Annotated in this window: 1 protein-coding gene; it reads right to left on the bottom strand. The window is 53.5% G+C overall.

What is annotated here, in order from left to right; genetic code table 11:
- Positions 1–111: DUF1127 domain-containing protein (locus EN857_RS34025; RefSeq protein WP_135897730.1), on the bottom strand; the 111-nt coding region annotated here is incomplete at its 3' end.
- Positions 112–303 lie beyond the last annotated feature (192 nt).

Here is a 303-nt window from a genome sequence, read left to right as displayed (position 1 = left end):
GTCGGCGCGGTTGATGCCGAGGTCGCTGAGCTGACGTGCGTTAAGGCGGTTCAATTCGCGAACGGTCTCGTTGTACATGCGCCAGTTACGGAAAGCACGGATCGGGTTCATGGTAGTCCTCCTGAATTGGGTTCGTTTCGATGATGCTCAAATAGTGATCATCGATGAGGACTTGAACGGCTGATTTTGCATAGCAATGATGCAAATGCTGCATTGCAGCATTAACCTTCTGTTCATCTTGCAGGCAAGGCGCGCTCGGGGACGGTGTCGAGATTGAGGTGATACGGGCCTAGCCCACGTCGA

The sequence above is a fragment of the Mesorhizobium sp. M4B.F.Ca.ET.214.01.1.1 genome (assembly GCF_004791545.1).
GTDB classification, from domain to species: Bacteria; Pseudomonadota; Alphaproteobacteria; order Rhizobiales; family Rhizobiaceae; genus Mesorhizobium; species Mesorhizobium abyssinicae.
This window is presented reverse-complemented; position numbering and strand designations above follow the sequence as displayed.